Genomic DNA, 297 nt, shown 5'->3' with positions numbered 1-297 from the left:
CTTTCCTTTCACTACATTGATTAATTGTTTCAAAGTTATCAACGATACCAGATATAACTGTTACAAGATTTTTTTCATCCTCTTTATGCTGGATTTCTTCTTTTAATTCGTACTCGTTTTCTTGTTTTCTTGCAACGATTCTCTCTTTTACTGGTATATATTTTCGCTTTCGTCCTGGTTTTTGTTTTTCAATATTTTCAAACGGTATTTCACGTTTTTTCAATTTATAATACGTATTTTGCAATTGACTTTCTGTTTTCGGAAAAAGATTTAGTTCATTTTTACTTACGTATTTTG

Annotated in this window: 1 protein-coding gene; it reads right to left on the bottom strand. The window is 28.6% G+C overall.

Annotation, left to right across the window (positions count from 1 at the left end):
- On the bottom strand, positions 1-297 hold a 297-nt coding region (locus MR167_RS32105), incomplete at both ends, for a DNA-binding domain-containing protein (RefSeq protein ID WP_242316285.1).

It is taken from the genome of Bacillus cereus group sp. BfR-BA-01355 (genome assembly GCF_022663675.1).
Lineage (GTDB): Bacteria > Bacillota > Bacilli > Bacillales > Bacillaceae_G > Bacillus_A > Bacillus_A thuringiensis_S.
This window is presented reverse-complemented; position numbering and strand designations above follow the sequence as displayed.